26 protein-coding genes, 1 tRNA gene and 1 pseudogene are annotated in these 26,851 nt (G+C 70.2%); 18 read left to right on the top strand and 10 right to left on the bottom strand.

All coding sequences use genetic code 11. The annotated features are described in order from the left end of the window. Positions 1-46: 46 nt before the first annotated feature. Both ACZ7M2_RS19070 and ACZ7M2_RS19065 read right to left on the bottom strand, forming a co-directional pair. Positions 47-1,195 (bottom strand): annotated as a pseudogene (locus ACZ7M2_RS19070) (IS701 family transposase); the annotation flags it as partial. A 512-nt stretch (positions 1,196-1,707) separates the two neighbouring features. Next, positions 1,708-2,172 (bottom strand): NUDIX hydrolase, encoded by a 465-nt coding sequence (locus ACZ7M2_RS19065; protein ID WP_471596233.1) that lies wholly within the window; start codon positions 2,170-2,172, stop codon positions 1,708-1,710. A gap of 18 nt (positions 2,173-2,190) precedes the next feature. On the opposite strand from ACZ7M2_RS19065, the gene ACZ7M2_RS19060 reads away from it, so the two are divergent. From ACZ7M2_RS19060 to ACZ7M2_RS19010, 11 genes are all read left to right on the top strand, one after another. Then, positions 2,191-2,970, top strand: a complete 780-nt coding sequence (locus ACZ7M2_RS19060) for a GntR family transcriptional regulator (RefSeq protein WP_471596232.1) — start codon at positions 2,191-2,193, stop codon at positions 2,968-2,970. A 138-nt stretch (positions 2,971-3,108) separates the two neighbouring features. Beyond that, complete coding sequence (locus ACZ7M2_RS19055; protein WP_471596231.1) at positions 3,109-3,465, top strand: SCO3933 family regulatory protein; 357 nt, start codon at positions 3,109-3,111, stop codon at positions 3,463-3,465. 2 nt (positions 3,466-3,467) lie between these two features. Further along, positions 3,468-4,823: an FtsK/SpoIIIE domain-containing protein gene (locus ACZ7M2_RS19050; RefSeq protein ID WP_471596230.1), complete on the top strand. Its 1,356-nt coding sequence runs from the start codon at positions 3,468-3,470 to the stop codon at positions 4,821-4,823. Between the two features lie 84 nt (positions 4,824-4,907). After that, positions 4,908-5,111, top strand: coding sequence for a hypothetical protein (locus tag ACZ7M2_RS19045; protein ID WP_471596229.1), 204 nt, complete (start codon positions 4,908-4,910; stop codon positions 5,109-5,111). After that, positions 5,111-5,752, top strand: a complete 642-nt coding sequence (locus tag ACZ7M2_RS19040) for a DUF2637 domain-containing protein (RefSeq protein WP_471596228.1) — start codon at positions 5,111-5,113, stop codon at positions 5,750-5,752. The genes ACZ7M2_RS19045 and ACZ7M2_RS19040 overlap by 1 nt, the downstream gene beginning before the upstream one ends. A gap of 20 nt (positions 5,753-5,772) precedes the next feature. Continuing rightward, positions 5,773-5,964 (top strand): mobile element transfer protein, encoded by a 192-nt coding sequence (locus tag ACZ7M2_RS19035; RefSeq protein WP_471596227.1) that lies wholly within the window; start codon positions 5,773-5,775, stop codon positions 5,962-5,964. A gap of 12 nt (positions 5,965-5,976) precedes the next feature. After that, positions 5,977-6,132, top strand: a complete 156-nt coding sequence (locus ACZ7M2_RS19030) for a hypothetical protein (RefSeq protein WP_388406704.1) — start codon at positions 5,977-5,979, stop codon at positions 6,130-6,132. 24 nt (positions 6,133-6,156) lie between these two features. After that, positions 6,157-6,474, top strand: a complete 318-nt coding sequence (locus tag ACZ7M2_RS19025; protein WP_471596226.1) for a SpdD-like protein — start codon at positions 6,157-6,159, stop codon at positions 6,472-6,474. A 90-nt stretch (positions 6,475-6,564) separates the two neighbouring features. Next, complete coding sequence (repSA, locus tag ACZ7M2_RS19020; RefSeq protein WP_471596225.1) at positions 6,565-7,986, top strand: replication initiator protein RepSA; 1,422 nt, start codon at positions 6,565-6,567, stop codon at positions 7,984-7,986. Continuing rightward, a complete protein-coding gene (locus tag ACZ7M2_RS19015; RefSeq protein WP_263209762.1) occupies positions 7,983-8,171 on the top strand; it encodes a helix-turn-helix domain-containing protein in 189 nt (62 codons plus the stop codon). The genes repSA and ACZ7M2_RS19015 overlap by 4 nt, the downstream gene beginning before the upstream one ends. Continuing rightward, positions 8,171-9,322 (top strand): tyrosine-type recombinase/integrase, encoded by a 1,152-nt coding sequence (locus ACZ7M2_RS19010; protein WP_471596224.1) that lies wholly within the window; start codon positions 8,171-8,173, stop codon positions 9,320-9,322. Before ACZ7M2_RS19015 ends, ACZ7M2_RS19010 begins: the two co-directional genes overlap by 1 nt. A 72-nt stretch (positions 9,323-9,394) precedes the next feature. On the opposite strand, the gene ACZ7M2_RS19005 is transcribed toward ACZ7M2_RS19010, so the two are convergent. From ACZ7M2_RS19005 to ACZ7M2_RS18995, 3 genes are all read right to left on the bottom strand, one after another. Next, on the bottom strand, positions 9,395-9,901 hold the full coding sequence (locus ACZ7M2_RS19005; protein WP_471596223.1) for a hypothetical protein: 507 nt from the start codon (positions 9,899-9,901) through the stop codon (positions 9,395-9,397). Between the two features lie 93 nt (positions 9,902-9,994). Beyond that, positions 9,995-10,070: transfer RNA gene (locus ACZ7M2_RS19000), tRNA-Arg, on the bottom strand. 68 nt (positions 10,071-10,138) lie between these two features. Continuing rightward, positions 10,139-10,888 carry a TetR/AcrR family transcriptional regulator gene (locus ACZ7M2_RS18995; protein ID WP_190171839.1) on the bottom strand — a complete coding sequence of 250 codons (750 nt, stop codon included), beginning with the start codon at positions 10,886-10,888 and terminating at the stop codon, positions 10,139-10,141. A gap of 174 nt (positions 10,889-11,062) precedes the next feature. Between ACZ7M2_RS18995 and ACZ7M2_RS18990 the strand changes: the two genes are divergently transcribed. Beyond that, positions 11,063-12,649, top strand: coding sequence for an MFS transporter (locus ACZ7M2_RS18990; RefSeq protein ID WP_471596222.1), 1,587 nt, complete (start codon positions 11,063-11,065; stop codon positions 12,647-12,649). Positions 12,650-12,782: 133 nt separating this feature from the next. Here ACZ7M2_RS18990 and ACZ7M2_RS18985 read toward each other — a convergent pair whose 3' ends face one another. After that, a complete protein-coding gene (locus ACZ7M2_RS18985; RefSeq protein ID WP_471596221.1) occupies positions 12,783-14,687 on the bottom strand; it encodes an IclR family transcriptional regulator domain-containing protein in 1,905 nt (634 codons plus the stop codon). A 128-nt stretch (positions 14,688-14,815) separates the two neighbouring features. Further along, entirely contained in the window at positions 14,816-16,090 is a 1,275-nt protein-coding gene (locus tag ACZ7M2_RS18980; RefSeq protein ID WP_471596527.1) for a M6 family metalloprotease domain-containing protein, read from the bottom strand. A 963-nt stretch (positions 16,091-17,053) separates the two neighbouring features. Here ACZ7M2_RS18980 and ACZ7M2_RS18975 point away from each other — a divergent pair. Both ACZ7M2_RS18975 and ACZ7M2_RS18970 read left to right on the top strand, forming a co-directional pair. Then, a complete protein-coding gene (locus tag ACZ7M2_RS18975; protein ID WP_352044264.1) occupies positions 17,054-17,698 on the top strand; it encodes a TetR/AcrR family transcriptional regulator in 645 nt (214 codons plus the stop codon). 158 nt (positions 17,699-17,856) lie between these two features. Then, complete coding sequence (locus ACZ7M2_RS18970; protein ID WP_352044265.1) at positions 17,857-19,407, top strand: MFS transporter; 1,551 nt, start codon at positions 17,857-17,859, stop codon at positions 19,405-19,407. Positions 19,408-19,651: 244 nt separating this feature from the next. Here the strand turns inward: ACZ7M2_RS18970 and ACZ7M2_RS18965 are convergent, their stop codons facing one another. Beyond that, on the bottom strand, positions 19,652-20,161 hold the full coding sequence (locus ACZ7M2_RS18965; protein ID WP_471596220.1) for a MarR family winged helix-turn-helix transcriptional regulator: 510 nt from the start codon (positions 20,159-20,161) through the stop codon (positions 19,652-19,654). Between the two features lie 127 nt (positions 20,162-20,288). On the opposite strand from ACZ7M2_RS18965, the gene ACZ7M2_RS18960 reads away from it, so the two are divergent. Then, positions 20,289-21,101, top strand: coding sequence for a dioxygenase family protein (locus ACZ7M2_RS18960; protein ID WP_471596219.1), 813 nt, complete (start codon positions 20,289-20,291; stop codon positions 21,099-21,101). 1 nt (position 21,102) lies between these two features. On the opposite strand, the gene ACZ7M2_RS18955 is transcribed toward ACZ7M2_RS18960, so the two are convergent. Then, the gene (locus ACZ7M2_RS18955) at positions 21,103-21,642 is read right to left on the bottom strand and encodes a GNAT family N-acetyltransferase (protein ID WP_471596218.1); all 540 of its coding nucleotides are present in this window, start codon (positions 21,640-21,642) and stop codon (positions 21,103-21,105) included. A 169-nt stretch (positions 21,643-21,811) separates the two neighbouring features. Here ACZ7M2_RS18955 and ACZ7M2_RS18950 point away from each other — a divergent pair, with 169 nt between their 5' ends. Both ACZ7M2_RS18950 and ACZ7M2_RS18945 read left to right on the top strand, forming a co-directional pair. Continuing rightward, the gene (locus tag ACZ7M2_RS18950; protein ID WP_471596217.1) at positions 21,812-22,813 is read left to right on the top strand and encodes a sigma-70 family RNA polymerase sigma factor; all 1,002 of its coding nucleotides are present in this window, start codon (positions 21,812-21,814) and stop codon (positions 22,811-22,813) included. A 516-nt stretch (positions 22,814-23,329) separates the two neighbouring features. Continuing rightward, complete coding sequence (locus tag ACZ7M2_RS18945; RefSeq protein ID WP_471596526.1) at positions 23,330-23,905, top strand: TetR family transcriptional regulator; 576 nt, start codon at positions 23,330-23,332, stop codon at positions 23,903-23,905. Positions 23,906-23,980: 75 nt separating this feature from the next. Here the strand turns inward: ACZ7M2_RS18945 and ACZ7M2_RS18940 are convergent, their stop codons facing one another. Next, positions 23,981-25,024, bottom strand: coding sequence for a helix-turn-helix transcriptional regulator (locus tag ACZ7M2_RS18940; protein ID WP_471596216.1), 1,044 nt, complete (start codon positions 25,022-25,024; stop codon positions 23,981-23,983). 62 nt (positions 25,025-25,086) lie between these two features. Here ACZ7M2_RS18940 and ACZ7M2_RS18935 point away from each other — a divergent pair, with 62 nt between their 5' ends. Continuing rightward, positions 25,087-26,661, top strand: coding sequence for an MFS transporter (locus ACZ7M2_RS18935; RefSeq protein WP_471596215.1), 1,575 nt, complete (start codon positions 25,087-25,089; stop codon positions 26,659-26,661). The last annotated feature ends 190 nt before the right edge of the window (positions 26,662-26,851 follow it).

The raw sequence follows: 26,851 nt of genomic DNA, 5'->3' as shown, positions 1-26,851 counted from the left end.
TCCAGGAGCCTCCGGACTTCTGCCACGGAGAGGGGAACGAGGCCGCTCGAACCGTTTCTTCGGCCCCCCTTTCGAGGGCATGGGCGGTCATGGCGGCCAGGAAGGCGTGCGCGAGCATGGCAAGGGTGATGTGGCGGTACCAGCCGACATAGCGGCGGACTTCGTACTGGTCCAGGCCGCATTCGTTCTTGGCGGCCTGGAAACACTCCTCGATGGCCCACCGGGCGCCGGCCACCCGGACCAACTCCGTGACGACGGTGTCAGCCGGGGCGAACGCGAGGTAGCAGGCGACCTCCTCGGGACGGGCCAGGCTGCGGCGGGCCAGCACCCAGCGGTAGTGGGCAGGGTCTGAGCCCTCGATGGTGGGCAGTTTGGCTGCGGCCCAGTCGTAGACCCGCGGCCCCTTCGCGCCGTCCCCGCAGGAGATTCGCTCCCAGGCATCGGGCGGGGCTCCGGTCAGGACATGGTCGATACGCCAGCTCCCCGCAGGCGACTTGACCTGCTGCGACTTGGGCACCGCCAGGACGTAACCCACACCGGCTTCTTCCAGCATCCGCCGGAAGTGCCACTCCTGCCCGTAGGCCGCATCCGCGGTCACCCAGGCAATCGGCAGAGCAGAGTCCAGCGCCCGCTGAACCATGACACGTGCCAGCTCCGGCTTGGTAGCGAAGGACTTCTCCTCGGGGATCCGGGCCGCGCGGCACCGATCGGGATCCTCAGTCCAGGACTTGGGTAGGTAGAGCTCGCGGTCCACCAGCGCCCGGCCCCTGGCAGAAGCGTAGGCGGCGAACACCCCGATCTGGCAATTCTCCGTACGGCCCGCGGTGCCGGAATATTGCCGCTGCACCCCGGCGGAGACGGTGCCCTTCTTCAGGAAGCCCGTGTCGTCGACGATCAGCACGCCGCCTGGCTGCCCGAGCCTCTCAGCCACGTAGTCCTGCAGGTCGTCGCGGATCTGCTCCGGGTCCCACTGGCACCATGACAGCAGCCGCTGTAGTCCATGCGGGGTGCCGTGGCCCGCGTACTCGGCCATCTGCCAGCTGTTCTTCCTGCCCACCGGGCCCAGCAGGCCGCGCACGTAGTCCCGCATCCGCCGCCGGGGCTCAACGCGGCCGAAGCGCCCGCCCACCCGCTGCAGCAACGACTCCAACTCGGCATCCCACAGACCTACTTCGACATCGCTCTCCGTCCCCATGACTGGTTCAACGCACCCCGATCGGGTGAGTCACGAACCACCACCACCCTGATGGAGCGTCAGCTCACTAGACTCACAAAAGACCCTGTGACCAGGACAAATGGAGAAGTGCAACTGGAGTACTAGTTCCCATCCCGTGCGCCGTCGACCCACACACCGTGGAGCGGGCGTGGTTCATGGCGTCCAGGTGGAGCGCGCCACTGTACGAACGACCTGGACGCCATGGGCCGCGTCTGCTCGGCTCTGCCTGGGTCGACGGTGGACGGGATGGGAGCCCACCACGCTCACCACGATCTGCCCGCGGCCGGGAACGGCGCCCCCTCCCACCCGGTGCCGGCCGATCCCCCGCCGGAGGCATCGTCCTTGACCTGCGGGGAACATCCCGCCCTTGCCCGCATGCACGCAGCGCGCCGCCGGGCGCGGCCAGCCGGGGCGCAGACAGGAGGCAGGCCGCGCCGCAGAGGCGGCGCGCGCCCGCGCCGTGCGCGGGCCTTGATGAAGGAGAGAAAGTCCTATCCCGCTGGGATGAGGCGCTTGCCGTCGTGGCTGCGTACGTGGGGGCCGTTGCCGTCCAAGGCGTCCAGGAGTCTGATGGCGAAGGCTTCGGACATGCGCTCGCTGACCTCGTCGGGCGTGAGCCAGGAGACGGCTGTGGACTCGCTTGAGGTGCGTTCGGTGCCGCCGGAGGGCTTGCAGCGGAAGACCAGGGCCACGATGCCGCGGGTCAAGTTCTTGTAGACGCCGGTGAGTTCGTCCACCTCGGCGTGGATGCCTGTCTCCTCCAGGACCTCGCGAGCGACGCCGGCCTCCGGGGTCTCGTCGAGTTCGAGGATGCCGCCGGGGAGCTCCCAGGTGCCGTTGTCGGCTCGGCGGATCGCCAGGAGGCGGCCGTCCTCGCGCACCACTACTCCGGCCACGGACACGGAGTGCAGGGGGGACGGTGTCGCTTCCTGTGGTTGACTCATGTAAAGGAGCATAGGAGGCAGAGAAGGACTATGGGAACTGCTGCTGGAGGGGTCGGTTCCGGGCCTCGGTACGTGCAGATCGCGGAAGAGATCGTGCAGCAGATCCGGGCGGGGGTTCTCAAGCCCGGTGACATGGTGCCGAGTGAGTCTGAGCTGGTGGATCGCTATGGCGTGTCCGGCGGGACGATCCGTAAGGCCATGGTCGAGGTGCGGGCGAGTGGGCTGGTCGAGACTCGGCACGGCAAGGGCTCGATCGTGCAGAGCCGGCCTCCGGTGCGGCATCGCTCCTCCGATCGCTTCCGGCGCTCGCTTCGGCAGGGAGGGCAGGCGGCTTACCTCGCGGAGTCCGCGCAGTCCGGCGCCACCGCCAAGGTCAGCGTGCTCTACATCGGGCCCATGGACGCGCCCGAGGATGCCGCCCAACGTCTGGGCGTCCCGGCTGGCACGCAGGTGCTTGCCCGTCGGCGCCTCTACTTCCGCAACGGCACCCCGGTCGAGACCGCCTCGTCCTACCTGCCCTGGGATGTCGTGAAGGAGATCCCGGAGCTGTTCGCAGAGAACCCCGGCGGCGGTGGCATCTACGCCCGACTCGAAGACCACGGGCATGAGTTCGCGGAGTTCGTCGAGACGCTGCAAGCGCGGCCGGCGTCCAAGGCGGAAGCCTCGGAGCTGGCACTCAGCCCGGGTGCGCCGGTGGTTCACCTGATCCGTGAGGCCCGGACGACCGCGGGGCTCGTGGTCGAGGTGTGCGACACCCTCATGGCCGCTGACCAGTTCGTTTTCGAGTACAGGATCCCTGCCGCCGACTGACGTCCGCTCAACTTCCCGCAGCCCGTCGCGAGTTCTTCTTCGTGGCGGGTTGACTCATGTACAGGAGTGAGGCACTCTTCTTCATGTCACTCATATACATGAGTGACGGAGTTCAGCATCTATAGAGGAGTGACTGCTGTGCGTCAGATTCCTGTCGACACCTCCGGCGCGGTTGTGATGGTCGCCAAGTCCCCGCAGGTCAAGGTGCGTGACCGTCGTACCGGTGAGATCGCCACCGACGTCGAGACCGGGGCGAGGCTGATGACGGTGGACGTGATGTTCGCGGCGAACGAGGAGGTGGAGATCCTGTCCATCACCGTTCCGGAGCCGGGCATCTCCGGTGAGCTGGCCATGGGTACGCCCGTCGCGCTCACCGGCCTGATCGCCCGCCCGTGGGAGAACGACTTCAACGGCCAGAGGCGGCACGGCATCGCGTTCCGCGCTGTCGCGGTCACCTCGCTCGTCGGTGCCTCCGCAGGGTCCAAGGCGGCCTGATCGTGACCGGGTTCGCGGTCGTTCTGGTGCTGGTCGTCGCCGCCGTGGGTCTCCTGCGGTGGCGGCGCCCCGCCTGGTACTGGTTGACCTTCGGGGTCACGCTGGCCGTGGTGCGGGTCCTGGTCCGGTACGGCTCGGTCATGGACGCGTGCGGGCTGACCGTCCCGCCCGCTCGGTGGCGGCTCGCCCTGGCCCGTGCCACCAACCGGCCGATACCGGAGCCGCGTCCGCCGCGCATTCTGCGGCTGCGGCCGACTCGTACCGGTCTGGTCCTGCGGCTCAAGCTCCGCCCCGGGCAGGACGCCTTCGACATCGCCGCCGCCTCGGACCGGCTCCGGCATTCGTTCTCGATGTACGGCGTGACCTCGCGTGAACTGCGCTCCGGTGTCGTCGAGGTGCGGATGACCGGCTACGACGTGCTCAAGCGGGTGCAGATGCCCGCGGTGACTGACGCCCGGCCCATGCGGGTACCCGTCGCCCTGCGGGAGGACGGCTCGGTGCACTACCGCGACTACCGGGCGATACCCCACGCCCTCACCCTCGGGGCCACGGAGTCCGGTAAGTCTGTCTACCAACGCAACCTGGTCGCCGGACTCGCCCCGATGGATGTCGCCCTCGTCGGCATCGACTGCAAGCAGGGAGTCGAGCTGTTCCCGCTGGCCCGCCGGTTCTCCGCGCTGGCCGACGACCCCGACACCGCAGCCGAAGTGCTCGACGCGCTTGTGGCCCGTATGGGAGACGTCTATCGGCTCATCAGGTCCCAGCAGCGCATCACCGCCGACGTGCCGGACGCGGAGATCGCCGCCGACATCTGGGACCTGCCCGACGGACTGCGTCCGACCCCGGTCGTCGTCCTGGTCGACGAGGTCGCCGAACTCGCCCTGTACGCCAACAAGGAGGAGGAGAAGCGCCGGGACCGCATCATCACCGACCTGGTCCGCCTCGCCCAGCTCGGCCGCGCGGCCGGCATCTACCTCGAAATCTGCGGACAGCGCTTCGGCTCCGAACTCGGCAAGGGCATCACCATGCTCCGCGCCCAGCTCACCGGCCGTACCGCCCACCGCGTCAACGACGAGACATCCGCCAACATGGCATTCGGTGACGTGTCCCCGGACGCCGTCCTCGCCGCCATCCAGATCCCGGCCGAGATGCGGGGGCTCGCCATCGCGGGCGACTCTTCCGGCGGGTGGCACCGCATCCGTGCCCCGCACACCTCGCTGCGCCAGGCCGTGAACATCTGCAACCGGTACGCCGATCGGACGCCGGAACTGTCTGAGCTGGCCGCCTTCCGGCCCAACCTCCCCGGCTACGACACCGCTCCCGTGCAGCTGGTCAAGGCGTCCTCGGCCACCGCCTGATCTCCCGCTGGCCCCCATCGGTCGGCGCGACCGCCTCCGCGCCAAGTCCCTACCCCCGCCATGCCTGATGAAGGGAGACCCGCCATGTGCCCGGACTGCGAGGACTTCGCCCGGACCGTGCTCCTGCTCGGCCAACTCGCGCTCTACGCCGACACGGCCGTCGCCGACCTCGACTTCGTGGACGCCATCAGCCCGTCCCTCGCCGCCTCGCTGCCCGAGCCGCCGCCCGGCATGTTCCCGGACGACTACGACCCCGATGGCGGCCCCGCCTACCCGGGCGACGCCTGATGGGCGCCCGTCACGGTCTCCGGGTCGACGCGGTGCTGATTCAGGCCGGGATCGCCGGTGCCCTGTCCTTCGCCCACCTGCACGACCTGGCCGCCGCTGCCGGACAGAACGGGTGGAAGGCGTGGGCTTACCCGGTCAGTGTCGACCTGCTCATGGTCGCGGCGTGGCGGCGGCTGCGCAGTGAGGGGCCGTCCCGGCTGGCCTGGTGCTGGTTCGTCGTCGCGCTGTTCGCCTCACTCGGTGCCAACATCGCCACCGCCGGGTTCCTCGACCTAACCGACCCGCCGGCCCTGCTCCGCCTCGGCATCGCGGGATGGCCCGCACTCGCCTTCCTCGGCGGCACCCTCCTTGCCCACGCGTCCGCTGCGGAGCCGGTTCCGCCGGCACCTGTCGCAGACACGTCGGACGCCGAGCAGCCCGTACGGGAAGCCGTGCCCGGGCCCGACGCGGCCCCCGCGCCGGAAGCCTCGGCCTCTGCGGCACCGGTGCCCCCGGTCCCCGCCGTCCTCGTCGACCACGCCCGCAAGGTCGCCGACGAGTACCGCGCCCGCACCGGCTCTCCGATCGACCCCGACACACTCCGCTCCCGCCTCGGCGTCCCGCCTCACCTCGCCGACGCCATCGCCGCCCACCTCGCCTGACCAGGAAGGAGACACCCGCGATGCCCGCCCGCGACAACTTCCACTCCCTGATGCGGATCGGCCCCGTGCAGATCGGCACCCACCGCGACCGCCACGGCCGCACCACACACGCGGCCGTCTGCACCGCCGACCGCTGCGGCTGGTCCGCCGACTACTCCAGCCAGACCGCTGCCCAGCTCGCCGCCCGCACCCACCGCTGCACCGTCCGCTAGGAGACACCGCTCATGGACGTCCCGCTCTGGTTCGCCCTGCTGGCCGTCGGCTACCTCGGCGTCAAGCTCATCCGCCCGCCCTGGTGGCTGATCTGCGTGCTCCTCCTCGGCGGCTACCTCCTTGCCGACAGCGTCTTCGCCCCCGTCATCGACACCGCCGTCAAGTAACCCGCCGCGAAAGGAGAACCACCCATGTTCCGGCCCAAGGTTCCGACCATGCCCCAGCCCACCGGCCTGACCAACCCGCCCGCCGTCATCCAGCCGACCACCATCACCCCCGGCGCCCCGGTCCTGTCGACGGCGCCCGTCGCCCCCGCGCCGTCCCGCCCGGCCGTCCAGCTCACCCCCGGCACCGCCCTCGCCCTCGTCGGCGGTGGCACGGCCGTCGTCTTGGTCCTCGGCGCCGTCCTGGTCTCGCTGCTCCTGGCGGTCGCCATCACCGGCGCCTCGGTCGCCGTCTGCGCGGTCGTCCTGCGCTCCCTGCTCGCCTCCGAGGGCAAGCGTCGCTGACCGGCCCCGGGCGGCCTCGATACCGCCAAGCATCCGCCGCCCGGGAGCCGTCCCCACCGATCGATCTAGCAACCGGAAGGAACCCCCAGCATGGCCCACCGGGCCTCACGCGCGACACAGAAGACACCCACGCCCGCCCGACCGCTCGACCCGACCACCCTCGGAGACATCCTCCGAGTGGCCTCGGCCTCCGACTACACCCGCTGGGAAGACCAGATCCGCCGCACCGGCGGCTGCTCCGACCCCATCCACCTCACCGGCTGGACCCTCACCAAGGACAAGACCACCGGCGAGACCCTGCACCACTACTCCACCGCGAACGAACCGGGCGGACGCCTCCGCCTCGCCTGCGGCAACCGTCGAGCCTCCCGCTGCCCCTCCTGCGCCTGGACGTACGCGGGCGATACCTACCACCTCATCCGCGTGGGCCTGGCCGGTGACGATCGCCGAGACATCCCCGCCGCCGTCCGGGACCACCCGCGCGTCTTCACCACCCTGACCGCCCCCTCCTTCGGTCCGGTCCACAACCGTCCCGACCACGGCGCCGCCTGCCGCTGCGGCACGCCACACACCCCCGACGCCTCCGAGCTAGGCACTGCTCTCGACCCGAACACCTACGACTACGCGGGCGCCGTCCTCTTCAACAACCACGCCGGACAGCTCTGGCAGCGCTTCACCACCCGCCTGCGCCGCGAACTCGCCGCCCGCGCCGGTCTGCCCCGCCGCGAACTCGCCGACCACCTCCGCGTCTCCTACGGCAAAGTCGCCGAATTCCAAAAGCGCGGTGCCCTCCACTTCCACGCAGTCGTACGCCTCGACGGCCCGGAGGGACCCGGCACACCGCCGCCCGCCTGGGCCACGGTCGACCTCCTCACCGACGCGATACGCGCCGCCGCCGCGCACTCGTACACGTCCGTCTCCGTCCCGGCCGCCGCTGACCAACCAGCCCGAACATTCCGCTGGGGCCGACAGCTCGACGTCCGCCCGGTCAAAGCCTTCGGTGACGGCTCCGACATCACCGAACAGGCCGTTGCCTCCTACGTGGCCAAGTACGCCACCAAGGCCGCCGAGAACACCGGCACCCTGGACCGCCGCATCGGCGAACTCGCCGAACTCGACCGCCATCACGTGCCCGATCACACTCGCCGCCTCATCACCGCGTGCCGCGACCTTGACGCGCTCTACCCGGACCGGCGCCTCTGGGCCTGGGCGCACATGCTCGGATTCCGCGGCCACTTCTCGTCCAAGTCGCGCACCTACTCGACCACTCTCGGGGCCCTCCGACAGGAACGCGCCGATTACCGCGCCGCCCAAGAGGCCTCCGCCCTCGGCCTAGACGACCGGGAGCCGGACAGCGTCCTCGTCCTGACCGACTGGCAGTACGCCGGACACGGCCACACCCCCGGCGAAGCCGCTCTCGCCGCCACCATCGCCCGCGACCTCCAGACCAACCGCGAGACCGCCCGCGAGGCCCTGCGCGACAAGCTCACCGAGGGGGAAGCCGCAGCATGACCACCGCCACCGCCGAACTCCTCACCGTGCCGGAGGTCATGGCACGGCTCAAGCTCGGACGCTCCAAGGTTTACGACCTCATCCGGTCGCACCGCCTCGTCTCGATCAAGATCGACGGCGCCCGCCGGATCCCGGCTGACGCAGTCCGGGACTTCGTCCTCGGTCAGTTGGAGGAAGCAGCCTGATGGCCATCCAGCGCAAGCGCAACCCGAACGGCGCTGGCACCATCACCAAGCGCAAGGACGGCCGCTTCCAGTGCGCGGTCTACGTGCTCCAGCCGGACGGCACCCGCGCTCGCAAGTTCGCCTACGGCAAGACGTGGGCCGAGTGCGACGCCAAGCGGCGCGAGCTGCTCGACAAGGTGGACCAGGGCGTGCCCGTGCCCACCAAGTCCGCCAAGCTCTCCGAGTGGCTGCCGTACTGGCTGGACAACGTCATCAAGCCCCGACGGAAGCTCAGCACCTTCGACAAGTACGAGGCACACGTGCGGCTCTACCTGGTGCCCCTCCTCGGTGCCAAGCGTCTCGAATCCCTCGGCGTCGCCGACGTCCGCCGCTTCCTCGTCCGCCTGGAGAAGGAGACCACCGCCGCGACCGCCAAGGAATCGCACCGAGTACTGCGCTCGGCCCTGTCCTCCGCCTGCCGGGAGGAACTGATCACGCGCAACGTCGCCAAGCTCGTCGAGCCGCCCCGCGCGGACACGCCCGAGCTGCACCCGTGGACCCTCGACGAGACGCTCGACTTCCTCGCCGTGTCCCGGAAGGACCCGCTCTACGCGGCCTTCGTCCTCGCCATCGCCATGGGCCTGCGCCGGGGAGAGATCGTCGGCCTCCGTTGGTCGGACGTCGACCTCGACAACCGCGTCCTCTACGTCCGTCACCAGGTCCAGCGCCGCCGTGGTGTCCTGTACGACGACGACCCCAAGAGCCGCCGTCGCCGCGCCGTCCCGCTGCCCGCCCTCTGCATCGCGCCCCTGCGCTGGCACCGCCTGAGGCAGGCTGCGACTCGCGGCAAGGCGGGGGAGAAGTGGCAGGACTCCGGCTACGTCTTCGCCACCCGTACCGGGCGCCCCATCGAGCCGCGCAACCTCTACCGCTCCTTCACCCGCGTCGCCGAGTCCGCCGACCTCCGCGTGATCAGGCTGCACGACGCCCGCCATGGGACGGCCACCCTCCTCACCGCTGCCGGGGTCGCACCTCGCGTCGTGATGGAGATCCTGGGCCACTCCCAGATCAGCATCACCATGGACGTCTACACCCACGTCGTCCAAGACACCCAGCGCGAAGCCATGAGCCACATGGACCGGCTATTGAAGAGGCGTCCTGATTCGGGCTGACCGCCCTCCGTTGTCCCCCGTCACAAGACGCGAAGCCCCGGGACCATGGCAGTCCTGGGGCTCCGTGGCCTTTCAGAGATCGGACTCGTACTTTCCGCGTTCAACAAGCGCACGGGCGGCGACAATGACCTCTCCCTTGAGCTGCTCCAGCGGAGTGCTCCAATCGGCGTTCCAGTCGTCCAGATGGATGGCGCACTCGACGATCGGCTGCAGGGCGTCGGGGTAGCCGAGTTCTGACGCTGCTTCGACCCATATGAGGTCGGCACCGGTCGCCGGGTCCAAGGAGCCGTCGACGATCTGAGCGGCCAACCAGTGAGCCAACGCCCACCTGGCAGCGATCGGGTCCGCGGGCGCCTCGAAACCCAACCCCAGCTCGTCGACGACGTGGTCGAACAGCTCCCGTGCCTCATGCTCCTCACGGCGGCCTAGACCGGCCAGGAGGGCAAGCGACGGGGAATCGACATCGGCCAGGAGAGCGTCAAGGCCAGCTTGGATCAGGCGGTCCGAGCCGACGTGACGTCCGAGTGCCTGAGCCCGTGCAAGCTGCCTCAACCGGTCGAGGGCCTCATCTCTCGTCATGCCGGATGCGCTCCGTCTCGTCCCCGTTGATGTCAGACGTGGATGTCAAAGGGCCCCCTGCTCCCAAATTTGGGAGCAGGGGGCCCTTTGAACTGGTGCCCCCGGCAGGATTCGAACCTGCGACACCCGCTTTAGGAGAGCGGTGCTCTATCCCCTGAGCTACGAAGGCGGGGGGATCTCGGTGAGACCCGGCGACTAGCGTAGCGGATTCGGTGGGGTGGGGGTTCTGGCGTTCGGTCAGTGGGTGGTTCGGGTTTCCAGGCCGTCCAGGACGCGGTCGAGGCCGTACTGGAAGTTCTCGTCGCGGGCGGTGCGGGGATCCTTGCCGCGTTGTTCGGCGTAGCCCTCGCGGAGGTGGGGGTAGGACTCGGCGGCCTGTTCGGCGGTGGGCCAGAGGCTTTCCACGTACTGCTGTTCGGTGTGGCCGCTGCGGGCGAGGACGTTGAGGTAGGCGGCCTCGCTGGTGGCCATGCCGGTGACGTAGGCGACGAGGGTCGAGGCGGCCTGGTCGGCCTCGGTGGTGGGCAGGCCCGCGCGGGTGAAGAGGGCGAGCAGGAACTCGGCCAGGCGCATCGCGTTCGGGCCGAGGTACGACATGCCCATCTCGCCGAGGACCGAGGCGATCCACGGGTGGCGCAGCATCGTCGCGCGCAGGCTCTGCGCGCAGTGGGTCGCGTCCGTGCGCCAGGTCGCGGGGTCGGTGGACCGGGGGATCTCGATTTCGCCGTAGATCTCGTCGATGGCCAGCTCGATGAGCTCGTCCTTGTTGGCCACGTGCCGGTAGAGCGAGGTGGCTCCGGCGCCGAGGCGGGTGCCGAGTTTGCGCATGCTCAGGGCGTCGATGCCGTCGGAGTCGAGCAGGCGTAGCGCCTCGGCCACGATCTGGTCCCGGCTCAGCGCCGGCTGTTCGCGACCGGCCCGGGGGCGGGTCCACACCGACTGGACGGGCGTCGGCGGCCCGGCTTCTGCCTGCTCCTGGGGGGACATGCGGCTTCCTCTCTCCCGGTCCGGCCACCGTAGCGCACAGCATGCGCAGGGTGCGTACGGGCGGCCATGGATTCGTACGGCGTTCTCTCTTGCGTACAGTGTGCGCAACCCCGTACGGTGTTCCACAGAGCGCACGGTGTGTGCGACTCAGCCCGCCGTTCGAGAGGTAGTGAGATGGACCGTCATCCGCGTCGCTGGCTCATCCTGATCGTGTTGTGCCTCAGCACCCTGGTGCTGGTTGTCGACAACATGGTTCTCACCGTGGCGATCCCGACGATCGCCGAGGACCTGAAGGCCAGCGCCCAGGACCTCCAGTGGATCCTCGACTCGTACATGCTGGTCTTCGCCGGGCTGCTGCTGACCGCGGGCAGCCTCTCCGACAAGTTCGGGCGGCGGAAGGTGATGGTCGTCGGGCTCGCGCTCTTCGGGGCGGCCTCGGTGGTGGCCATGGAGGCCGCCACGCCCGGGGCGCTGATCCTGGGGCGCGTGCTGATGGGCGTCGGGGGTGCGCTGATCATGCCCAGCACGCTGTCGATCCTGATCACCGTCTTCGACGACGCCGAGCGGCCCAAGGCCATCGCCGCCTGGAGCGCCGTCGCCATGGTCGGGCTCGTCGGTGGTCCGGTCGTCGGCGGCGCGCTGCTGGCCCACTTCTGGTGGGGGGTCGTCTTCCTCCTCAACATCCCCATCGCCGGTCTCGCGATCATCGCCGCGCTGGTCCTCATGCCCGAGTCCAAGGGGCCCTGGCGCAAGGCCGACCCCATCGGCATGCTGCTGTCGATGGTCGGCATGACCGCGCTCATCTGGACGATCATCGAGTTCCCCAAGGGCGGGCTGGGTCAGCAGGGCACGCAGCTTTCGCTCGGCGTCGCCGTGCTCGGGCTGGTCGGGTTCGGGGTGTGGGAGAGCCGCTGCTCCTCGCCGATGATCCCGGTCTCGCTCTACCGCAACCGTGTCTTCACCGGCGCCAGCTTCTCCCTCGTGCTGCTGACCCTGGCCCAGGGCGGCCTGATGCTGGTGCTGACCCAGTACCTGCAGTTCGTCCTCGGCTACTCCGCCACCCAGACCGGTCTCGCCTTCACCCCGCTGGCCCTCGCGACCCTCGCCTTCAACAGCGTCGGCGCCGCTCTGCTGCCGAAGACCGGCAATCGCGCCATGGTGGTCTTCGGACTCCTCGTCATCGCCTCCGGGTTCGGGCTGCTGTCCACGCTGAACCCGGACAGCGGGTGGGGAGTGCTCGCCGGTGCCATGTGCCTCATGGGCGCCGGCGGCGGGCTGACGATGCCCGCGGCGATGGCGGCCATGATGGGTGCGATCCCGGACGAGCACGCCGGTGTGGGCTCAGCGCTCAACGACACCGTCCAGCAGGCCGGCGCCGCGCTCGGTGTCGCCGTCCTCGGCGCGGTCCTCTCCAGCACCTTCACCGGCCACATGCCCGCCACCGCCCCGGCCGCCGCCCGCCACTCGATCGGCGACGCCCTCGCCGTCACCGCCCGCACCGGCGACACTTCCCTGCTCGCCTCCACCCACGACGCCTTCACCAGCGCGATGTCGGCAAGCTTCCTGGCGGGCGGGGCGGGAGTCCTGGTCGCGGCCGTCCTCGCCGTCTTCCTGATGCGCGACGGCAGGCCCGCCGGAGCCTCGGCCTCGGACCAGGGTGCGACCGAGGCCGCGTCGCAGGAGGGTGCGGCGGACGAGGGTGTGTGGGGCCAGGGGGTGTCGGAGGTCGTGCCGGCCGGGGGCGCGGAGGTCAGCCACTGACGTCCAGGGCGGCCAGGGACGGCCAGGGGGCACCCCCACATCTGCTCCGCCCGTGTCCGGACCACGTTGCCGTGGCCCGGACACGGGCGTTCACGTGCTCAAACGGTCGACAGAAGGGGTACGCGCCGACGCGTCACGTCCGCGGTACCCGGCGGAACCGTCCCGCCACCCACAGGTCCTCCTGGATCCGTCCCACCGTGACCCGCAACTCCGGCAGCACCTCGGCGACGCACTCCTCGGGCGTACGGCGGCTGCTGTGCATCGCGACATTGACGGCGGCCACGACCCGACCACCGCGCTCGCGCACCGGCACCGCGACCGAGCGCAGCCCCACCTCCAACTCCTCGTCGACCAGGGCGTATCCCTCTTCCCGTACGCGGTCCAGGACGGCTTTCAGCTGATCGGGGTCCGTGATCGTGCGGGGGGTCAACGGGAGCAGTTCGGTGAGCGGGGGCTCGGGCAGGTCCGCCAGCATCGCCCGGCCCAGCGCGGTGGGGTACGCGGGCAGACGGGTGCCGATGGTGATGTGGACGCTCATGACGCGGCTGGTGGAGACGCGGCCCGTGTACCGGATCTCGTCGCCGGTCAGGACCGCCAGCGACACCGAGTCGTGCAGCCGCTGCGAGAGTTCGGTGAGGTGCGGGGCGGCGATCTCGGCGAGCGAGGTCCGTGACAGGGGAGGGAAGCCGAGGCCCAGCACGCGGGGGGTGAGGCGGAAGACCCGGTCGTGCGCGGTGACGTATCCGAGGTGTTCCAGGGTGATCAGGGCGCGGCGGGCGGTCGCCCGGGCGAGTCCGGTGGCCTGGGCGACCTCGGTGAGGTTCAGTTCGGCGCGGCCCTCGCCGAAGGCGGTGATGACGGTGAGGCCCCGGGCCAGCGACTCGATGAACTCCCGGCCCAGTTCCTGCTTGGAGGCGCCGGTCCAGACGGCGAGGCCGGAGGGGGCGGCGGGGGTGGTGCGCGGCGCGGCGGATTCGGCGTGCTGTGCCTCCCGCAGTTCCCGTTCCATCGCGATGACGGCGTCCCGTAGCCGGGGCAGCAGGGTGTCGCGCAGATCGGCCGCGGTGTGCCGGCTGGTGTGGCTGACCACGCTCACCACACAGGCGATGCGGCCCGACTCCCGTACGGGCATGGAGAGGGCGACCAGGCCCGGTTCGATCAACTGGTCGTCCAGCGCCCAGCCGGCCTCCCGCGCCTCGGCCGTACGCTGCTCGAAGTCGTCGCCGAGGGTGGGAAGCCGGCGTGTGCTTCGGCCGGCGCCCGGCTCCTCCGGCCTGTCCGCCGCGAGGCTTCGGCCGACGGTGAGGTCCTTGCCGACGGTGAGGTCCTTGGTGACGGTCAGGTCTTTGGCATCGGTGAGGTCTTTGCCGTTCGTGCGGCTCGTGCGGTGCGCGCCGGTCCGGTCCTTCTCGTCGTTTCGGTCGTCCTCGCCGTACTCGATCGGCCGGCTCCGCGCCGGGACCGCCGGAAATCCCCGGTCCTCCGGGTCGGCCGCGCGCCGCTCGCGCCACCGCGCCCACTCCCGATCGCCCCACTCGGTGGCGAACAGCGGGCCGGGCGCGGTGCGTTCGGCGGGCAGCAGGTCGCCGATGCGGAAGCTCAGCGACATGGCGCGGCGCCGGGTCGCCTGGTGGATGAAGCGGATGCCGTCCTGGTCGCCGACCGCCAGTGAGACGGACTCGTCGAGCTCGTCGGCGAGGGCGTCGGCGTGCGCGTCGAGGAGGCGGGGCAGGCGCAGGGCGGCCAGGTAGGCGTTGCCGAGTTCCATCAGACGGGGGGCCAGGACGGCGTCGCGGCCGTCGAGGCGTACGTACCCCCGGCGCGCCAGGGTCGCGGTGATCCGGTCGACGGTGGAGCGCGCGAGCCCGGTGGACCGCTCCAGACCGCTGAGGCTGGACACTCCGTCGGCGTCGGTCAGCCGCCGCAGTACGGCGATACCGCGGATGAGGGGGGTGACGGCCTCGGCGGGCACCGCGGCCTCGGCGCCTGCGGCGCTGCTGGTGCCGGTCCCGGGGGCCGGTGCGAGGTTCGATGGCATGGGCTCTCCGATGCGGATCTCTGAAGAGACGCAGTCGCGGATCTCCGAAGAGACTCAGAACAGACACCGTAGCCCTTGCACGGCCAGGTCAGCAGGTCGGAGGCCGGGAGGGGCGGGGGAGCGGCCGGTCAGCGGCGGGTGACGGACACCCGGTAGTCACCGTTCGGATCCGACGCCGTGACCGCGATCGTGATGCCGGTCTTGGGGTCCTTGAAGGACTCGCCGGGAGTGAAGGGGGCGTCGGAGAGTTCCGCGTGGACGTTGGGGCTGCGGGTGCAGCCGCCGCTGTGGCGCTTGGAGTCGTAGACGGTGATGGGGCCGTTTCCGGTGTCCACGCCCGCGTCGACCTTGTAGATGAGGATGCCGGGGCGGCAGACGGCGGAGTCGTTGCCGTCGTGGGTGCGCAGTTCGAAGGCGTACCCCGTCTTGGTGCTGGTGGGTACGAAGACCAGCTTCTCGCCGCCGGGCCGGGACAGCGGGGTGAGGGTGTACTCCGTCGTCCCGGGCGACGCGGCGCATTTGACCTGCGACTCGTCGAGCCAGCCCAGCTTCCACTTGTGCCAGCCGAGGAGGTCGTTGTCGGCGCCCCAGTCCTCGCTCATGATGTCCCAGTGGCCGACCGCGCCTCCGCCCTCCGGGGTGTAGAGGTCGGGCAGGCCGAAGGTGTGGCCGTTCTCGTGGGGGAGTACCCGGTAGCCGGTCTGGGCGTAGGAGCCGGAGCCGTCGTCCTGGCGGCTGTAGACGAAGGACGCGTTGGAGACGGGGACGCCGTCGGCTATGGGTGCCTCGGTGTTGCCGGCGAAGGTGACGGACAGGACGGTGTCCAGGGCGGAGGGCCCGGCGTTCGGCGTCACCAGCACGTTCAGGAGGTCGTACGAGCGGAAGTCCACCTCGGGGTCGGCCGTGGCCACTATGTCCTGGACCAGATCACGGTAGCCGGGGTCGAAGGGGGCGCCGCGTTCTATGCCGTACGCCTTGAAGGGCTTGGGCATGCGGAGCCAGTGCTGGATGGGGGTCTCGGGGCGGTAGTCGAGGCGGCCGTAGGAACTGGTGCGAAACCAGTTCTGGGTCTGCGGGAAGAACTCGGCGAGCCGGTCGAGTGCGCTGCCCGGGCCGGGCGCGTCGGAGAAGTCGACCATCAGGGTGAGGGCTCGGACGGTGCCGGTGGAGCGGGCGTATCCGGGTTGGGTCGGTATGCCCTCGCCCATCTGTACGCCCATCGCGCCGGTGATCATGCAGGGGCCGAGCGCCGTGGAGCGGGCCAGCGCGATGGAGCCCGCCGTCGTGGAGCCCACCGGGAGGTGACCGGTGCCGGCGGAGGTGCTGACCGTCAGCGTCAGAAGGGTCACCGTGGCGAGGGCGGTCACGCGGCGCGAGCGTATCCGGCGGGTGGTGGGCTGCATCGTCTGCATGCAGGGGCCCTTCGCTCACGGCAGCCACCCGGTCACCGGCTGCACCCTGTGCGATCACCCTGTGACGGGCGATACGGGGGCGCGCGCTGGAAGAGCCCGAACGTGGGTTTCTTGCCGGGGGAGGGGTGACAGGAGCCGCGTCAGAGGTTTGACCACGGGCCGGGGCGGTGTGGATGTGGGGGCGTGGAGGTGGGGCGGGCGTGGGCTGCGACGGGTGCTGAGCCGCGGGCCGTGTCGGATGCGCGGCCCAGCGCGCCGAGCTGCGCCGTGCCGCGCTGGGCCGTGCCGTGCCGTGCCGCGCTGGGCGCGTGGCCGCCGGCCGCGCGGGATGCCGGTCGCGAGCCGCGTCGGATGCTTGGCCGTGCGCTGCGCAGGATGCTCTGCCGGAGCCGCGCCGGATGCTGGGTCGCGCGCCGCGCAGGCTGCTGCGCTCGGAGTCTGGCCGGATGCTCGGTGCGGCGTCACGCCGGACGCCGCGCCACGCATCGTGCCGGACCTCGGGCTGGAGTCATGCCGGACGTCAGGCCGGAGTCACGCCGGACGTCAGGCCGGAGTCATGCCGGACGTCGGGTTGTATGCCGGACGCCGGGCCGCCCGCCGAGCAAGACGCCAGGCCGGACGCCGGGCCGCCCGCCGAGCCGGACGCCGGGCCGCCCGCCGAGCAAGACGCCAGGCCGCCCGCCGAGCCGCCCGCCAGGCCGGACGCCGGGCCGCCCGCCGCGCAGGGACCCAAACTCCGGGCCACCCACCGCACCGGACGTCGGGCCGCGCCCCACCCCCAACGCCAGCCCCCCCACACCCCCCACCACCCAGTGACGCAGGTCACATCAGATCTCTGGGAATGCGGGAAATAACCGGGGACCGTTTCCCCGTTTAGCCATGTGTCCGAGTGAAACGGGGACGGATTCCCCGGATCGCGCCACAGTCTTCCTACCTACATCTGAGGAGTACGCCGTGGAGACCGCCACCCCCGTGAAGCGTCGCGTGCCCCGGCCCCGCGCCGATGCCCTGCGCAACCGGGAGCGGATCGTCGCCGCCGCGCGTGAGATGTTCGTCGAGTTCGGCCCCGACGTGCCGTTCGACGAGATCGCCCGCCGCGCCGGTGTCGGCAACGCCACGGTGTACCGCAACTTCCCGGACCGCGACGCGCTCGCGCGGGAGGTCGTCTGCTCGGTCATGGACCGCACGTCGGAGTGGATCGAGTCGGCTCTTGTGGAGGGCGGCGACGCCTTCCAGGCGCTGAGCGACTTCGTGCACTTCGCGGCGGACGAGCGGATCGGCGCCCTGTGCCCCATGCTCTCCGAAGCCTTCGACCAGCACCACCCGGATCTGTTCGCCGCACGCGAGCGGACCACGGAGATGGTCGACGCGCTGATGAGGCGCGCCCGCGAGGCCGGACAGTTGCGTCCCGACGTCGAGTCAGGTGACCTCCTGGTCGCCGTCAGCCAGCTCACCCGGCCGCTGCCCGGCACCGCGTGCGAGGGCATCGACCGTTTCGTGCACCGTCATCTGCAGCTGTTCCTGGACGGTCTGCGGGCACCGGCCCGCTCCGTACTGCCCGGAGTGGCGGCCACCGTGGAGGATCTGCGAACAGCCTGACCAGCCAGCAGCCACCCTGACCGATGAGATCGGCGCACAGCGCCAGTCCTTAGTCCGACAAGCTTCCGGAGGCTTGCGGCCGTCGACGAAGACGAGCCGCCGGCTCCCGTGACCTTCCCTCACCTTTTTCACTGCGAAGTACCGGAGTGGGTATCCCCATGTCTGAAACAGGCACCTCAGCCTCGGCAAAGTCGGCGGCCGAACTCGCCGACGCACACAGCAACCGCTGGAAAGCGCTCGCGTTCATCGCGCTCGCCCAGCTGATGGTCGTCCTCGACGCGACCATCGTGAACATCGCGCTGCCCTCCGCCCAGCAGGACCTGGGTATATCGGACGGCAACCGTCAGTGGGTCATCACGGCCTACGCCCTCGCCTTCGGCGGTCTGCTGCTCTTCGGCGGCCGTATCGCCGACCTGTGGGGCCGCAAGCGCACCTTCGTCACCGGTCTGATCGGCTTCGCGGGCGCCTCCGCCATCGGCGGCGCCGCGCAGAGCGAGGCGATGCTGCTCGGCGCCCGCGCCCTGCAGGGTGCCTTCGGTGCTCTCCTGGCCCCCGCCGCGCTCTCGCTGCTCGCGGTGATGTTCACCGACGCCAAGGAGCGCGCCAAGGCGTTCGGCATCTACGGTGCGATCGCCGGTGGCGGTGGCGCCGTCGGCCTGATCCTCGGCGGTTTCCTCACCGAGTACCTGAACTGGCGCTGGACGTTCTTCGTGAACATCCCGTTCGCGATCATCGCCGCCCTGGGCGCGTACTTCGTCATCCGTGAGCCGGCCGGTGGCCGCAACCGCTCGCCGCTCGACATCCCCGGTGTCATCCTCTCCACCCTGGGTCTGGTCTCCCTGGTCTACGGCTTCACCCGTGCCGAGTCCAACGGCTGGAGCGACTCCACCACCATCGGTCTGTTCGTCGCCTCGGCGGTGCTGCTCGCGGCCTTCGTGTTCACCGAGTCCAAGGTCAAGGCCCCGCTGCTGCCCCTGCGCGTCATCACGGAGCGCAACCGTGGCGGTGTCTACCTCTCGCTCGGCCTCGCGATCATCGCGATGTTCGGTCTGTTCCTCTTCCTGACCTACTACCTGCAGATCGTGAAGGGCTACTCGCCGGTCAAGACCGGCTTCGCCTTCCTGCCGATGATCGCGGGCATGATCACGGGCTCCACCCAGATCGGCGCCCGTCTGATGACCCGCGTCCCGCCGCGGCTGCTGATGGCACCGGGCTTCGCCCTGGCCGCCGTGGGCATGCTGCTGCTGACCCAGATGGAGATCAACTCCTCCTACGCGGGTCTGCTGCTCCCGGCCCAGCTGCTGCTCGGCCTCGGTATGGGTACGGCGTTCATGCCCGCCATGTCCCTGGCCACGTACGGTGTCCAGCCGAAGGACGCCGGTGTCGCCTCCGCGATGGTCAACACCTCGCAGCAGGTGGGTGGCGCGATCGGTACGGCCCTGCTGAACACGATCGCCGCCTCGGCGACCACCTCGTACATCAAGGACCACATCGCCGGTGCCGCCTCCAAGCCGCAGCAGCAGCTCGTCCAGCTGCAGGGCATGGTGAACGGCTACACCAACGCCATCTGGTTCGCCGTCGGCATCCTGGTGGTCGCGGCCACGATCGCCGCGACCCTCGTCAACACCGGCCGCCCGGACATGTCCGCGGCCTCCGGCGCGGGCGACGGTGCCGAGGACGAGGTCAAGGTGCCGGTGATCGCCCACTGATCACCCGTACCGCCCGTACCGCCGCTGGTACCTCCGGTGCTTCAGGTGCTTCGAGTGCGGGCGCGGGGTGGGGACGCCTCGCCCGTACGATTCCCAGGGTCCGCCCCGGTTCCGAGTTCATCGGGACCGGGGCGGACCCGCGTCCACCTCCCGGGTCAACCCGTCAACCCTTCGGCCTGTCAGTTCGTCAGCCCGCTCAACGCAGTCAAGGCAGATCCGCTCAACGCAGCCAAGGCAGGTCCGCTCAACGCAGCCAAGGCAGATCCGCACCCGCGTCCGTCGGCTGCAGCCCCTCGGCGATGATCCGCATGGCCTCGCCGAGGGCCTTGTGCTGTTCGGAGGTGAGCCGGTCGAAGAAGGCCTGTCGTACGGCGTCGACATGGCCCGGCGCGGCCTTGCTCAGCACCTCGTAACCGGCGTCGGTGAGGACGGCGAACTGGCCCCGCTTGTCGGAGGGACAGTCCTCGCGGCGCACCCACCCGTTCTTCTCCAGGCGGGCGATCGCGTGCGAGAGGCGCGAGCGGGTGATCTTCGCGTTCATGGCCAGCTCGGTCATGCGCATCCTTCTGCGCGGCGCCTCGACGAGCTGGACGAGCAGACCGTAGTAGACGTGCGGCATGCCCGCGTCGCGCTGCAGCTGACGGTCGAGATGGTCCTCGAGGAGGGTGGCGGCGTTCATGTACGCACGCCAGGTGCGCTGTTCCTCGTCGGTGAGCCAACGCGGCTCTTCAGCGGATGCGGATGCCGTAGTCATGGACTCCACTGTACGAGCCCCTTCTTGAATATTAAACAAATCGGGAGTATGGTTCTGGGTGGAAGCTTGAGACTTCAAATAACTTCCCCATCAGTCTTACGATGGCCCCCCGGAGGGAGCAGCCGCCATGTCTGTCGCCACGTCTGCCGTCACCGAAGGGCGTGCCCCGCGGAAGCGCATGCCCGCCCTCTACCTCAGTCATGGCGCTCCGCCGCTCGCCGACGACCCGATCTGGCCCGGAGAGCTGGCCGCCTGGTCCGCCGAACTGCCTCGCCCCAAGGCGATCCTGATGGTCTCCGCCCACTGGGAGGAGGCCCCGCTGGCCCTCGGCGCGGTCCAGACCGTACCGCTCGTCTACGACTTCTGGGGCTTCCCCGAGCACTACTACCAGGTCCGGTACGAGGCTCCCGGCGCCCCCCAACTCGCCGAGTCCGTAAGGAAGCTGCTGCGCGCCCCGGGCGTTCCCGTCCAGGACATCCCCGACCGGGGCCTCGACCACGGCGCCTACGTCCCCTTGGTCGAGATGTTCCCCGACGCCGACATCCCTGTCCTGCAGATCTCCATGCCGACCCTCGATCCGGTGAAGCTGATGGAGATCGGACGCAAGCTGGCGCCGCTGCGCGACGAGGGTGTCCTGATCGTGGGCTCAGGCTTCTTCACCCACAACCTGGCCGCGCTGCGCCAGGGCGGCGTCCCCTCCTGGTCGGTCGAGTTCGACGACTGGGGCCACCGCGCTCTGGACGCCCGTGACTGGGACGCCCTGCTCGACTTCGGTCACAAGTCCCCGGCCGGCCTGCTCGCCCACCCCCGTACCGAGCACTTCGCCCCGCTCTTCGTGACGATGGGCGCGGCGGACGCCACGGGCGAGCTGGACGAGCAGCGTTCGGTGATCGACGGGTTCTGGATGGGGCTGGCCAAGCGGTCGGTGCAGTTCGGCTGATCTAGAGGTCCTTCTCGTACCAGGCGACATCCCAGTACCGGCCGAACTTCCGGCCCACCTCCCGGTACGTACCGACATGCCGGAACCCGAAGCGTTCGTGCAGCCGCACGGACGCTTCGTTGGGCTGGGCGATGCCCGCGTAGGCGCGGTGCACGCCCTCGTCGCTGAGCGCCTCGAAGAGGGACTTGTAGAGCAGCGTGCCGACGCCCCGGCCGCCCGCGTCGGGGGCGAGGTAGATGCTGACCGCGACGGAGGTGTCGTAGGCGGGCCTGGGGCGGAAGGCGCTGGACGTGGCGTATCCCAGAATTCGCTGTGCGTTCCCGGGAACCTCCTGTGAGTCCGTGTCCGTGGCAACCATCAGGCGGTGCGGGCCGTCTTCAGGGTGGGAGAGCAGCCAAGGGCGGCGCTCTTCCGGGGTGAAGACGGCAGTGTCGAAGGTGATGGGCGTCTCGCGAATGTAGTGGTTGTAGATGGCCGTGAGGGCGTCGAGGTCGGCCTCGACTCCCGGCCTGACCTGCGCCTCTGTACGTTCCGTTGACATCCGGCCTCCCGCTGTGGCGGCACAGGGTACTGCATGATCAGAAAAATAGAGGGGCGGGTTGGGAATTCTGTCCGGATTCCAGTCGTTGTTTCCTTCGGATGCCGGGCACTCGGAAGAGTGTCCGAGCCGCCACTAGGACCCGCAAGCCCACCATCGCAAGGGAGCACGCATGGCAACCCGTGCCGTCGCCCGTCGTCAGTCCGCCACCGGCGAGACCACCGACGCGGCACGCAGTGTTCGCGCCGTAGGCGGCGAAATCGCCGACCGCGACCTGGTCGGCATGTACCTCGACGAGATCGCGCGTACGCCGCTGCTCGACGCCGCCAAGGAAGTCGAGCTGTCCCAGATCATCGAGGCGGGTGTGTTCGCCCGGCAGATCCTCGACGACGAGGTCGATCCCCCCAAGGCGGACGCGACCCGCGAGGAGCTCGAGGCGCTGGTCGCCGAGGGGGAGCGGGCCAAGGATGTCTTCATCCGCTCCAACCTGCGGCTGGTCGTCGCCGTGGCCCGGCGGTATCCCCGTAGCGGCCTGCCCCTGCTCGACCTGATCCAGGAGGGCAACGCGGGCCTGGTGCGCGCGGTCGAGAAGTTCGACTACCGCAAGGGCTTCAAGTTCTCGACGTACGCCACGTGGTGGATCCGTCAGGCCATCACCCGCTCCATCGCCGACCAGTCGCGCACGATCCGCCTCCCCGTGCACCTGGTCGAGGAGCTGGGCCGGATCCGTCGCGTGCAGCGCGAGTTCAACCGCAAGAACGGGCGCGAGCCCGAGCACGCGGAGATCGCCGCCGAGCTGGACTCGACCCCGGAGCGTGTGACGGACGTCCTGGACTGGGCGCGCGACCCGGTCTCGCTGAACATGTCGGTGGACGACGACGGTGACACCCAGTTCGGTGACCTCCTCGAGGACACCTCTGCGGTCTCGCCCGAGCAGTCCGTCCTCACCCTGCTGCGCAGCGAGGAGCTCGACGACCTGATCGGCCGCCTCGACCAGCGCACGGCCTCGATCATCAAGATGCGGTACGGCATCGACGACGGCCGGGAGCGCACGCTCACGGAAGTCGGCAAGGAGCACGGGCTCACCCGTGAGCGCATCCGCCAGATCGAGAAGCACGCGCTGCTGGAGCTGAAGAAGCTGGCCCGCGACACCGGTTTTGACGCGGCGGCTTAAGAATGTCCACGGTTAGTGCGGTTTGCGTGGTTCATGTGGTTGGTGTGCCACGTATGGTTCGTACGGGTTCGACGGATCTGACGGGGTCCGATGGCCCGAGGTCGGCCATAAGTCGACCGGACATGGCCATGTAACGCCGCTTAACTCGCTGGGCTCTGGGCACAAGACTTCAGGGCCCAGGGTTCAGGGTCCCGGGGCGCAGCCCCAAGACCCCCCAGAACCGAGTCCCGACGCACTCCCCCCCCCGCGCCGGGACTCTCCAGAGCCGAGCTTCGGCGCCTTTCCCCCCCTGGCGCCGGGGCTCGGCTCCTTTTTGCGCAGGGTTCGTCCGGGACTCGCTCCGGGGGAGCGGTGGTTTTCGGGCAGGCCGACGGGCCACCCCGTACCTGAACCCCGGGGTGACCCGGATGGCAGATTGTGCCACAGGGGCATAGCCTGCCGTCCGTGACCGGTACCGACCGCGCGGCCGCCGCTTCCGGGCTCTCGCTCACGGAGCGACGCAAGGCCGCCACCCGGATGGAGATCGCGCGGGCCGCGGCCGGGCTCTTCATGAGGCAGGGTCTGCGTGCCACCCGAGCCGAGGACATCGCCCGCGCCGCCGGTGTCGCGCCACGCACCTTCTACCGCTACTTCGCCGGCAAGGAAGAGTGCCTCGCCCCGCTCTTCTCCGCGGGCGTCGAGAAGTGGGCCGAGGCCGTACGTGACGCCCCGGCCGACCTGTCCGTGCCGGAGGCTCTTCGTCACGCCGTCGTCCAGACCCTCACCCCGGGCGTCGGGGTGCGACCGGAGTCCATGGACCGGGTCCGCGCTCTGCTCCGGTTGGCCGAGGGGAGCCCGGCGCTGCTGAGGGTGTGGGGCGAGGCGTGTCAGGGGGCGGAACGGACGCTGGCGCGGGTATTGGAGGCGAGGGCTTCCGTGGCGGGCGGCGGGGCGGAGTTCCGGCTCGGTGCCGCCGTGGCCGGTGCGGCGGTTCGGGTGGCGGTGGAGGCCTGGGCCGCCGGTGACGAGCCGGCCGACGGTCCGGCAGGACCAGTCGCGCTCGCGGTACGTCATCTGGAAGCGCTGCGTGACTTCCCCTGGGGCACCGCGTGACTTCCCCTGGGCACCGTATGACTTCCCCTGGGCACCGTGTGAGCGCGCCGCGGACCGGTGCGGCCCGCGCGGGGCTCACCCGGCCCTGACGCCGCGCCCTTCCCGGCGACCGCCCTCCGACCCGCCCTCCGAGGCACCCCCCGACCCGTCTTCCGAGCCGCCCGCCGCCCGAGTCAGGCGCCCGCCCCACTCCCGTACGCACTCCACCAGTTCCGCCGGCCGCCGTACCGTGAACTCGCAGTCGACCATCGCGAGCCGTACCGCCAGCCACTCCACGGAGTCCCCGGCGGAGGAACGCAGCAGGCAGTTGCGCTCGTCGATCGGCTCGGGCGCGCCGAACCACTTGGGCAGGCGGGCCGCGACGAACGCGGCGGGCGCGGCGAAGGCGACCTCGAAGTCGTACGTCTCCTGGCGCCCGTACATCGACTGCCGCAGGTACTCGGCCGCGTTCCCCGTCGGCAGTTCGCGTGGCGTGAAACGGACGCCGGTCGCGCAGGGCTCGGCGATCCGGTCGACGCGGAAGGTGCGCCAGTCGTCGCGGTCGAGGTCGTAGGCGACGAGGTACCAGCGACGGCCGGTGGAGACGAGGCGGTAGGGCTCGGCCAGGCGTCGTGAGGGGGTGTCGTCCCCGGAGCGGTAGGCGAACCGCAGCCGCTCCCGCCCGGTCACCGACGCGGCGATCACGGTCAGCGTCTCGGGCGCGATGCTCGCCCCGTCCCCGCTGGTCAGCGGAGTGGTCGCGGCCTGGAGCGTGGACACACGGTGGCGCAGCCGGGACGGCAGCACCTGCTCCAGCTTGGCGAGGGCCCGTACGGAGGCCTCGTCGACGCCCTCGACCGCGTGCCCGGCGCCGGCCCGCAGCCCCACCGCGATCGCCACCGCCTCCTCGTCGTCGAGCACGAGCGGCGGCATCGCCTTGCCCGCCACCAGCCGGTACCCGCCGTCGGCCCCCTTCGTCGCCTGCACCGGATAACCCAGCTCCCGGAGCCGGTCGATGTCGCGGCGGACGGTACGCCGGGACACGCCCAGCCGCTCGGACAGCTCGCCACCGGGCCATTCGCGGGGCGTCTGGAGCAGGGAGAGCAGCTGGAGGAGCCGGGCCGGTGTGTCCGTCGTCATGTTTCCCAGAGTGCCGCACATCTAGGACACGATCTGGCCTAATGGGGGTCTACCTTCAAGCCATGACCTCCACCGAGACCACTCCCAGCAGTCCGGCCGAGCCGCCGAAGGGCCCGGCAGCCGCGGCCGACCGACGGCGCTGGTTCGCGCTCGCCATCGTGATGACCGCGGCCTTCATGGACCTGGTCGACGTCACGATCGTCAACATCGCGATTCCCTCGATCCAGCGGGACGAGGGCGCGTCCTTCAGCCAGATCCAGTGGATCACCGCCGGCTACGCGCTCGCCTTCGCCGCCGGGCTCATCACCGGTGGACGGCTCGGCGACATCCACGGACGCAAGCGGCTCTTCCTGGTCGGCATAGGCGGCTTCACGATCGCCTCCGCGCTGTGCGGCTTCGCCGCGAACCCGGAGATGCTCGTCGCCTCGCGCATCCTGCAGGGCGGGATGGCCGCGCTGATGGTGCCGCAGGTGCTGTCGATCGTGCACGCGACCTTCCCGGCGAACGAGCGGGGCAAGGTCTTCGGTCTCTTCGGAGCGATCGTCGGCCTGGGTGCCGTGTCCGGCCCACTGCTCGGCGCGCTGCTCACCGAGTGGAACCTCTTCGGTCTCGAGTGGCGGCCGATCTTCCTCATCAACCTGCCGGTGGGCATCGCCGCGCTGATCCTGGGACGACGCTTCATCAGCGAGTCCAAGGCCCCGAAGGCCCTCAAGCTCGACCTCGTCGGTGTGGCCCTCGTGACGCTGGGCCTGCTGATGCTGCTCTACCCGCTGACGCGCGGGCGTGAGCTGGGCTGGCCGCTGTGGGGGTATCTGTCGATGGGCGGCGCCCTCCTCGTCTTCGCGGCGCTGGTGGCGTACGAGCGGCGGAAGGCCGCGCGGGACGGTTCGCCGCTGGTCGAGCTGTCGCTGTTCAAGGTGAAGAGCTTCGCCGCGGGCATCGCCGTCCAGACCGTCTTCGGGGTCGGCCTCGGTATCTTCTTCCTGGTCTGGACGCTGTACATGCAGGTCGGCCTGGGCTGGCGTCCGCTGCGGGCGGGTCTGACCGGGGTTCCGTTCTCGATCGCGGTCTCGGCCGCGGCGGGCATGTCGGTGCAGCTGCTCGTCCCGCGATTCGGGCGCAAGGTGCTCCAGGCGGGCGCGCTGATCATGGCGGTGGGGGTACTGCTCTACATCTGGGAGTCCGAGCGGTACGGCCTGTCCATCGCCCCCTGGCAGATGGCGCTTCCGCTGGTCGTCATGGGCGCGGGCATGGGCTTCATCGTGGCCCCGCTGACCGACGCGGTGCTGTCGGAGGTCCCGCGCGAGCACTCCGGTTCGGCGTCAGGCCTCATCAACACCGTGCAGCAGATGGGCAACGCGCTCGGACTCGGCCTGGTGTCCGTGGTCTTCTTCGGCCAGATCGGCGACCACTTGACCCGCGCCCAGGTGGGCCCGGCCTTCGTCAACGGCTTCCAGCACGCGCTGGGCTGGGTCGCGGCGGTGATGGTCGCGATCTTCCTGCTGATGTTCGCCCTGCCGAAGCGGCCGGCGCAGCATGTCGAGGGGGCGGAGGACACCGCGGTCGGCGAACAGGAGAGCGGGAACCCGGCGGCGGGCGCCCTGGCGTCCGACGGTGAGCCGGTGCTGATGGGCTGACGTCCTGGTATCGACGTTTTGGTCGTGTGCCCGCCCTCCGCCGCCGGGGGCGGGCACACCGCGTTGGTGCCGTGGTTCTGCGTTTCTTGAGAGCGCACGTTGATATACGGTGACGCCATGTCATCGAGGGAACACGTCACCTCCCGTGAAGCGGCGGTGTCCGGGGCGCCGCAATCCTGGCTTCCCACGT

This window comes from Streptomyces sp. NPDC111507, assembly GCF_055638955.1.
Note: the sequence above shows the minus strand (reverse complement) of the source record. Positions and strands in the feature narration are given on the sequence as shown.